The sequence below is a fragment of the Pseudofrankia coriaricola genome, assembly GCF_001854805.1.
GTDB lineage: Bacteria > Actinomycetota > Actinomycetes > Frankiales > Frankiaceae > Pseudofrankia.
On sequence record NZ_MBLO01000133.1, the window covers coordinates 1 to 8,235 of the forward strand.

The 8,235-nt window shown below is 69.8% G+C and carries 8 protein-coding genes; 5 read left to right on the forward strand and 3 right to left on the reverse strand.

Annotation, left to right across the window (positions count from 1 at the left end; all coding sequences use genetic code 11):
• Both BCD48_RS19260 and BCD48_RS19265 read right to left on the reverse strand, forming a co-directional pair.
• The coding region (locus tag BCD48_RS19260; protein ID WP_206745020.1) for a helix-turn-helix domain-containing protein at nt 1–398 on the reverse strand (398 nt) is incomplete at its 3' end.
• 265 nt (nt 399–663) lie between these two features.
• Nucleotides 664–999 (reverse strand): type II toxin-antitoxin system PemK/MazF family toxin, encoded by a 336-nt coding sequence (locus BCD48_RS19265; RefSeq protein WP_241841857.1) that lies wholly within the window; start codon nt 997–999, stop codon nt 664–666.
• Nucleotides 1,000–1,202: 203 nt separating this feature from the next.
• Between BCD48_RS19265 and tnpC the strand changes: the two genes are divergently transcribed.
• Complete coding sequence (gene tnpC / locus BCD48_RS19270) at nt 1,203–2,942, forward strand: IS66 family transposase (RefSeq protein ID WP_241841858.1); 1,740 nt, start codon at nt 1,203–1,205, stop codon at nt 2,940–2,942.
• Nucleotides 2,943–3,161: 219 nt separating this feature from the next.
• On the opposite strand, the gene BCD48_RS55740 is transcribed toward tnpC, so the two are convergent.
• Complete coding sequence (locus tag BCD48_RS55740) at nt 3,162–3,437, reverse strand: S-4TM family putative pore-forming effector (RefSeq protein WP_157910530.1); 276 nt, start codon at nt 3,435–3,437, stop codon at nt 3,162–3,164.
• On the opposite strand from BCD48_RS55740, the gene BCD48_RS19275 reads away from it, so the two are divergent.
• The 4 genes from BCD48_RS19275 to BCD48_RS19290 all read left to right on the forward strand — a co-directional run bounded on the left by BCD48_RS19275 (nt 3,416) and on the right by BCD48_RS19290 (nt 8,064).
• On the forward strand, nt 3,416–3,769 hold the full coding sequence (locus BCD48_RS19275) for a fructosamine kinase family protein (protein ID WP_071049830.1): 354 nt from the start codon (nt 3,416–3,418) through the stop codon (nt 3,767–3,769). The two genes, BCD48_RS55740 and BCD48_RS19275, sit on opposite strands and share 22 nt — an antisense overlap.
• A gap of 399 nt (nt 3,770–4,168) precedes the next feature.
• Nucleotides 4,169–4,645: a hypothetical protein gene (locus tag BCD48_RS52345; RefSeq protein ID WP_198543308.1), complete on the forward strand. Its 477-nt coding sequence runs from the start codon at nt 4,169–4,171 to the stop codon at nt 4,643–4,645.
• Between the two features lie 88 nt (nt 4,646–4,733).
• A complete protein-coding gene (locus BCD48_RS19285) occupies nt 4,734–6,332 on the forward strand; it encodes a GMC family oxidoreductase (RefSeq protein WP_071049831.1) in 1,599 nt (532 codons plus the stop codon).
• A 157-nt stretch (nt 6,333–6,489) separates the two neighbouring features.
• A complete protein-coding gene (locus BCD48_RS19290) occupies nt 6,490–8,064 on the forward strand; it encodes an IS1182 family transposase (RefSeq protein ID WP_071046611.1) in 1,575 nt (524 codons plus the stop codon).
• The last annotated feature ends 171 nt before the right edge of the window (nt 8,065–8,235 follow it).

The window sequence follows — 8,235 nt, forward strand, 5'->3', positions numbered from 1 at the left end:
CGCCACAGTTTGGCCACGTAGTGCCACGAGATCGATGTCCCCGTGGTGCGGGTGACGTACCTGGCCATCTCCCGGCTCGACCAGTGCGTCAGACCCGTCTCCGCCGGCGGCGTGGTGCGGGTCAGCGCGAGGACGCGGCCGCGGATCCGCGCCGGCACCTGCTCTCGCGGCGCCCCGCGCTGCCGGTCGACCAGTCCGTCGACGCCGTCGCTCTCATAACGAGACAGCCACAGATAGACCGTCGGCAGCGAGACCCCAGCACGCTCGGCGACGTCCTTCTTCTGGAGGCCGTCGGCGAACCACAGCACGATTCGTGCCCGCGTCGCCACATTCGCAGGAACGTTGCTGTCATTCACCATGGACAGCAGTTCCGACCGCATATCCGCCGTTAGCTCCACACCACCATTCTAGCCGAACGACCATATAAATGAAACAGAATCACGAGACACTAGGCCCCTGAGCTCAACCTGACCGAACGAGTCTGGGCCCAGGTCAAACACCGGCTGGGCAACCACACCGTCTGAACCGTCGACCAGCTCGCAACCGCGGCTAGGACCTAAGTATTCGGAAGTCCTGTGGCAGGGTCGCTGGTGCCTATTACTCCAGTCGGTGATTGTGATCTGTGTTGCGCGGAAGGTGACTGCGCTTGCCGTCGGCGTGGGGCTACTCGAGTTGGGCGAGCCGAAGTGCGTCCGCGAGCTCGTGGAGCTTTGCCGGTGACAGTCTTCCGGCTTGCTCGATCAAGTCGTCGCGCGTCAAGGTGACCAGCCAGGTGCAGGGGATAAACCCGGTGCGGGGCAGGGCAACACGTACGACGCCTTCGTTCGCAAGTCCCTCCCCGTTGCCCAGCCTGACCTCGATGCCGACATCAGTGATGTCGGTGCCTGCGGGAGCGACGACCTGTATCGCCCGCAGTTCTTCAGCCCCGTCTCGTGACAGGAGCACCACCGGGCGCTTCTCATCGAGCAGTGCCCACCACACTTCGCCACGGTCCATCATCGGTCCTCCCCAGCGGTCGGGCACCCCTGCGGCAGCGTACTTCGGTCGTCGATCGTGACCTGACGCGGAGTCATCCATTTTGTGCCGCAAAGGATATGCGGACGGTGCCTGCTCTGGCTGGGGGCCGGGTATGGGCGCGTGGGTTGCGACACGCTGGCTTGTGGTGCGTGATTTGCGGCTGCTGAGGGTGTTTGCTGTGCTGCGTGACGGTGACGGCCGGCGTTGTCCCGGATTCGGAGGGTGCTGAGGCATCGCTGCGGGACGTGCTGGCTGCTGCGCTGGATGCGAACCGGGAGATGGCTCGGCTGGCGGCTGAGCTGCGCGAGGAGAACGGCCGGCTGCGCGAGGAGAACGCGCGGCTGCGGGCGGAGGGCGCGGAGCAGGCGGCTGAGCTGGAGCGCCTGCGGGCTGACCTGGCCGTTCTGCAGCGGATGGTATTCGGGCGGTCGTCAGAGCGGGCGCGGCCCGAGCCGTCTGCGGACGGCGGCGGGGACGCGGGACAGGACCGTGATCTGCGCGGGAGCGGCACGGGCGGGAAGAAGCGGGGTCCGGGGGCGCGGGCGGGGCGGCGGGATTACTCGCACCTGCCCCGGGTTGAGGTGGTCTGGGATTTCGAGGGCGGCGGGTACTGCTGCCCTGAGTGCGGGACGCCGTTCACGGGGCTGGGCAGCGATCATGTGGCGGAGCAGCTGGACTGGCTGGTGATCGTGCGGGTGCGGGCGGACTGCCGGCGCCGGTACCGGCGGGCCTGCTCCTGCCGGGTCCCGGCGACGGCGACGGCGCCCGGCCCGCCGAAGGCGATCGGCAAGGGCCTTTTCACTAACGCGTTCATCGCGATGCTCTTCACCGAGCGGTTCGTGGCCGGCCGGAGCATGAACTCGCTGGTGACGGGGCTGGCCCGCCAAGGCGCGGACGTCGCGCCGGGCACGCTGGCCGGGGCCTGCGCGCAGGCCGGGGCGCTGCTCGCCCCGCTGGAGGACGCGATCACGGCGCGGTCGCGCCGGTCGTGGCACCTGCACGCCGACGAGACGACCTGGCGGGTCTTCGCGCCGAGCGATGGGGACGGCCCGGCCAGGTGGTGGCTGTGGGTCTTCCTCGGCGCTGATACCGCCTGCTTCGTCATGGACGCCACCAGGTCAGGGGCCGTCCTGGCCCGGCATGCGGGCATCGACGAGAAGACCGGGCAGCTCACCCCGGATGACGATGACGGGGGGCCGCGGCGGCTGGTGATCTCCAGCGACTTCTACGCCGTTTACCAGTCCGCCGGGAAGAAAGCCGGCGGCCTGGTCAATCTTTACTGCTGGGCGCACATCCGAAGGTATTTCGTGCGGGCCGGCGACGCGAACCCCGCCCAGCTGGGGTACTGGACGGCAGCGTGGCTGGAGCTGATCAGGGACCTGTACGCGACGCACGCGCAGCTCATGACCGCGTGGGCGCAGGCCGCCGCGCCCGCGCCGCGGGAAGCCGCCGCGGCCGCGGCCCGGCTGGAGGAGGCCGGCGCCGCCTGGGACGAGGCGATCACCGTCATCGACGAGGCCCGGAAGAAGCAGATGACCGCCCCCGGCCTGCAAGAGCCGGCAAAGAAAGCGCTCGCCACCCTGGACCGCGAATGGGACGGCCTCACCGCCCACCGCGACTACCCGATGATCGGGCTGGATAACAACCCAGCCGAGCGCGCCCTGCGCCGGCCCGTCGTGACCAGGAAGAACGCCTACGGCTCCCGCAACGAGGACGCCGCACGGCTCGCCGCCCGCATCTGGACCGTCACCGCCACCGCGCAGATGGCCGGCCTGAACGTCCTGACCTACCTCACCGCATACCTCGACGAATGCGGCCGCAACCACGGGAAGCCCCTCGCCGGCCCGGACCTGGAACGGTTCCTGCCCTCGCATGCCGGCCCCGGAGACCTCCGCGCCTGGGCACAGCCGCCCCCGCCCGGATAACCGCACCCGGAACAGCCACCATAACGGCGTCACCGCGAACACGGTCACGCCGCCCGCTGGCATACCCAATCACGGGACTTCCGAATACTTACGCTAGGACGCCGCTCAAACGCGTTCAGCACCGGCTCGATCTGATCAACGGATTCATCGGCCAGGCTGACCTCACCATTGATTTGGAGCCGCCATAGCCAAACCCCGACCTTTCAAGATCTGGACGGTTTACGGAGACGTTTGCGGAGGGGTGGCCAGGCGGCGACGGTGGCCTTCCGCTGTGTCAGCGAAGTCCTGTTCGTCGTTGGAGCGATGGCGGCGGTAGTACCACTCGGGTACCCTGGTGACGTCGAGTCGTGTTCGGAATATTCCGTCTTGTATATTCCTCGCTGAATCGCGTAGCCTGCCGAACTCTTCCTCGCTGACGGGGCCTGGTCGCGCGGACCGGAGTTCGGTGGAGACGATGGTGCGGCACGGAACGGGTGACGGCGCGGCTTCCCGCACTGTGCGGGCCGGACCCGGCGCCGGCGCTGCAGCACGGCGACGCCCAGCAGAACAACTTCGTCAGCACGGCGGACGGCGCGGCGGTGATCGACGTGGCCCCGTACTACGGGCACCCGGAGGCCGACCTGGCACTCGTCGACTACTTCTCCCCGGTCGGCCAGGAACTGTTCCGCGCGTACGCGGAGATCGTCCCGATCGACCCGGGCTTCCCTGACCGGCGCGAACTGTGGCGGCTGCACGCGTACCTCGCCGTGATCGCGGTCTCCGGCGCGAAGGTCTTCGGCCGCTCGTTCCTCCCTCGCCTCGCCGCCGCCGTACGGCAGTACGCATGATCATATGGCCGTGAAGGACCGGTAGCCCCGGGACGTCTGCAACCCGGTGCCGGAGGCGAACGGACTCGACAAGCTCATCGAGATCCCAGCAACCGGACCACTGCCGGACATCCTCATCGCGCGACGCGCGCCGCCAGCCCTGCGCTGAAGTCGTGTCGAGTTGGGGTACACCCAACACCACACGATCGACTGACACGGAGGCGTCAGGGTTGAGCGGCAGCCGGTCCCGCGGGCTGAGCCGCTCCCGATCCTCAAGGTCCAAAGCCGTCTGCTTGCGGATATGGCGTGGCGGGATGGTTCGTCTTGCCGTCGTGAATGGGCTGCCGTCCAATGGTGTGGCGGTGTGGGGCGAATCTCCTCGCCCTTCGCGGCCATGCCGGGGGACGAAGGGGGTGAAGGGTGGTGTTTCGTCCGGCGCGCTTTCGTGCGCGGAGCGCTCCCGCCCGTCGCCGCGCTGCGGCCCGGGCGGCGCTTCGGACGCCGTCCCAGCGGTGGCGCAGCGGGTTCAGCGGCGAGGCCGCTCGGTTCGCCGAGGCGTTCGCGGCGGACGTCGTCGTGGAGGCGACTGTCCTCGCCCGCCCGTTGGAGGGCCGGGCGGGTGCCGTCCGGGTGCTGGAAGCCGCGAGCTCCATCTACGATTCGGTGACATTCCGTCGTGAGGTCACGAGCGGCGAGCGCGTCTACCTCGAGTGGGACGCGGTCGCGTTCGACGGCATGGCCCTGGCCGGTGTGACCGTCCTGACGACGAACGGGCGAGGCGAGATCATCCACGTCGCCGTGCATCATCGTCCGCTCGGCGCCGCGCAGAGGTTCTCCGCCGAGCTCGGCACGCTCCTCGCCGGCACGGTTGACGCCGACTGCTGCCGCCCTCTCTGACCGGTCGAGGGCTGCCCGCCCGGGGAGTCCGGACCGGCAGGGGACCAGGTGAGGAGTCCGTCACGGCGAGCACAACCTGGAGGACGCGATGGCCTCGTACGACTATGTCGTGGTCGGCGCGGGAAGTGCTGGCTGCGTGCTGGCGAACCGGCTGACGGAGGACGGTTCGACCCGAGTCCTGCTGCTGGAGGCAGGGGGAGCCGACGACCTGCCGCAGATTCGGGTTCCGGCCGCGTTCGGTGCTCTTATGGGCACGTCGGTCGATTGGGGCTACTCGACCGTTCCGCAGACGCACCTCGGTCGATCCGTCCGCGTTCCGCGTGGTCGCATGCTCGGTGGCAGCTCGTCCATGAACGCGATGATCTATATTCGGGGAGACCGGTCCGACTTCGACGGGTGGCGGGACACCCACGGCGCGCGGGGGTGGGGCTATGACGATGTCCTGCCGTATTTTGTCCGGTCGGAGGAGAACGCGCGGCTGGCGGGCCGGGCCCACGGAACCTGCGGCCCCCAGCACGTCGAGGACCTGGCCTACGTGCACGATCTCTCGCGCCTGTGGGTGGAGACAGCCGTCGCGCAGGGACTGCCCCGCAACGACGATTTCAACGGGCCGACAATGTTGGGAGCTGGCCTGCATCAGGTCACCTGCCGTAACGGCCGGCGGTGGTCGGCCGCCGATGGCTACCTGCGTCCGGCCATGGGCCGGCCGAACCTGACAGTGGCCACAGACAGCCGAGCGACCCGGATAGTGACCGAGCAGGGCCGGGCCGTCGGCGTCGCGTACCGGTGCGGCAACGCCGAGCACACTGTCCGGGCGGAGATCGAGGTGTTGCTGAGCGCCGGAGCGGTCGGCTCACCGCACCTGCTCCTGCTCTCCGGCATCGGTCCGGCGGACCACCTCCGCGACCACGGGGTTCGACCTGTCGTGGACATCCCGGGCGTCGGAGCGAATCTCCACGACCATCCGACCGTGCCGCTGGCCTGGCGGACTCGGAAGACCACCGACCTCGCGTATATGGCCGGCACCGAGGACGCGATGCTTCAGTGGCAGCGCGAGCGACGCGGCCCGTTGGCCTCCAACATCGCCGAGGCCGCGGCGTTCTTCTCCCTGGATGACGCCGATCCGGCCCCCTGCTTCCAGGTGTACGCCGGCGCGACGGCATTCTTCGACGATGGGCAGGGCCGAGCGGACGCGCCGTGTTTCGGCGCCGTCATCAGCCTGCTGACGCCTCGAAGCCGCGGCACGGTCTCGCTACGGTCGGCCGATCCGGACGACCAGCCGGTTCTCGACCTCGGTATCTACGACGAGGGCGACGACTTCGACCAGGTACTCGCCGGGCTGCGCCGGCTGCACGACCTCGTCACCCACGAGCCGCTGTCCCCCTTCCTGGCATCGCCGTACCTGCCTGAGGAGGACGCTCCCGACGATGCGTCGTACGCCGCCCTGATCCGGCGGTGGACGCAGACCATGTACCACCTGGCCGGCAGCTGTGCGATGGGTACCGGCGAGCGCTCGGTTGTCGACCCGGACCTGCGTGTGCGGGGCGTCGACGGCCTGCGGGTCATCGACGCGTCCGTGATGCCGACAGTCACCCGAGGAAACACCCACGCACCCACCCTCATGATCGCTGAACGCGGAGCGGACCTGATCCGGCATCCGCCGTCCCTGAACCACGCCACGGCCTGACGAGATACGAGGCGGCGGAACGATGTTGAAATCCCCGCCCGCCACCGTTCCGCGCCGCCACCAGCCTTGGCAGCGTCGCCACCGTCGCCTAGGAGACCGCTGAATAACGTCGGCGCGCCTCCCCGGCGCTGATCATGATGTTTGGGATCATTGGTTGGTGTTGGGGAGGAGCCGGTCGGACCGGGAGTTGCTGGACGCCGATGCGCTGGTCGGGCATCTGGTGGTGGCGGGCAGTATGTACCGGCTGCTGGCGGAGCACCGTCGGGTGATGTTCGACGAGGGTCTGTTCGTGGATCTGTTCCCGTCGGTGACGGGCCGGCCGTCGGTGCCGGGTGAGGTGGCCGCGTCGGTGCTGGTGTTGCAGAGCCTGCACGCGTTCTCCGATCGGGAGGCGATGGAGGCGCTGCGGTGTGACCTGCGGTGGAAGGTCGCCTGCGGGCTGCCGTTGGATCATGAGGGCTATCACCCGACGGTGTTGACGTACTGGCGGGGGCGGCTGGCGCGGTCGGATCGGCCGAACCGGATCTTCGAGGCGGTGCGGGGCATCGTCGCCGAGACCGGGGTGCTGGCGGGGAAGACCCGCCGGGCGGTGGACTCGATGGTGTTGGATGACGCGGTCGCGACCCAGGACACGGTCACCCAGCTGGTCGGGGCGATCCGCCGGGCCGTCCGGCAGGTCCCCGGTGCCGGCGAGGTCGTCGCCGAGCGGTGCACGGCGCATGACTACGCGCAGGCGGGCAAGCCGCGGATCGACTGGGAGGACCCGGCGGCCCGCGATGGCCTGGTCTCGGCGCTGGTCAGCGACGCGCGCGCCGTGCTGGCCGCGTTCGCCGAGGCGCGGGACCTCGACGAGACGGCCACCGGGGCGTTGGGCCTGCTCGCGCTGGTCGCCGGGCAGGACGTCGAGCCGGCCGAGGGCTCCGACGGGACCGACGGGCGGTGGCGGATCGCGCGGAAGGTCGCCCCGGACCGGGTGATCTCCACCGTCGACCCGCAGGCGCGGCACGTCCACAAGACCGTCAGCCACCGCCAGGACGGCTACAAGGGCCACGTCGTCGTCGAGCCGGACACCGGCCTGTTCACCGACGGGAAGCTCACGAAGGCAACCGGCGAGGACAACCAGGAAGCCGCCGTCGCCGTCGGCCTGCTCGCCGACGAACCGGCCACCGACCTGGAGATCCTCGGCGACTCGGCCTACGGAACCGGACAGGCCCGGGCCGACCTGGCCCAGGCCGGGCACACCCTGGTCAGCAGGCCGGTCGGGCTGCGCCCCGCGGTGGAAGGCGGGTTCACCCTCGACGACTTCACCGTCGACGAGCAGACCGGCACGGTCACCTGCCCGAACGGGCTGACCAGGAAGATCAGCCCGAAACGCCACGTCACGTTCGGCGCGGGCTGTCGCGGCTGCCCGCTACGCGCCCGCTGCACCACCAACAGGACCGGACGCGCCCTCGAACTGCACCCCCACCACACCGTCCTGCGCGCCGCCCGCGAGCAGTGGGCCACCGACCAGCCCCTGCGCGAGACCTACCGGCAGCACCGGCCCATGGTCGAACGCTCGATCGCCTGGTTCATCGGCCACGGCCGCCACCGCCGGCTGCGCTACCGCGGCCAGGCCGCGGGCGACCAGTGGCTCCACCTACGCATGGCAACCGTCAACCTCACCCGGCTACTCACACTCGGCCTCACGCGTACCCCGACCGGCACCTGGGCCCTCACCCCGGCGGGCTGACCCCCGGAAACCACAGCGGAAGCCCTCGACACAGCCCCGCACCACCCCGGGCACGCCCAGCGCCGCCCACCCACGCCCTCGAACGCCAGAAACCACACCCAGCCGGGCGCCCGGCCGACACACCCAGCCGAGCGTCAACCCCAAAACCGGCGTTGTTCAGCGGCCTCCTAG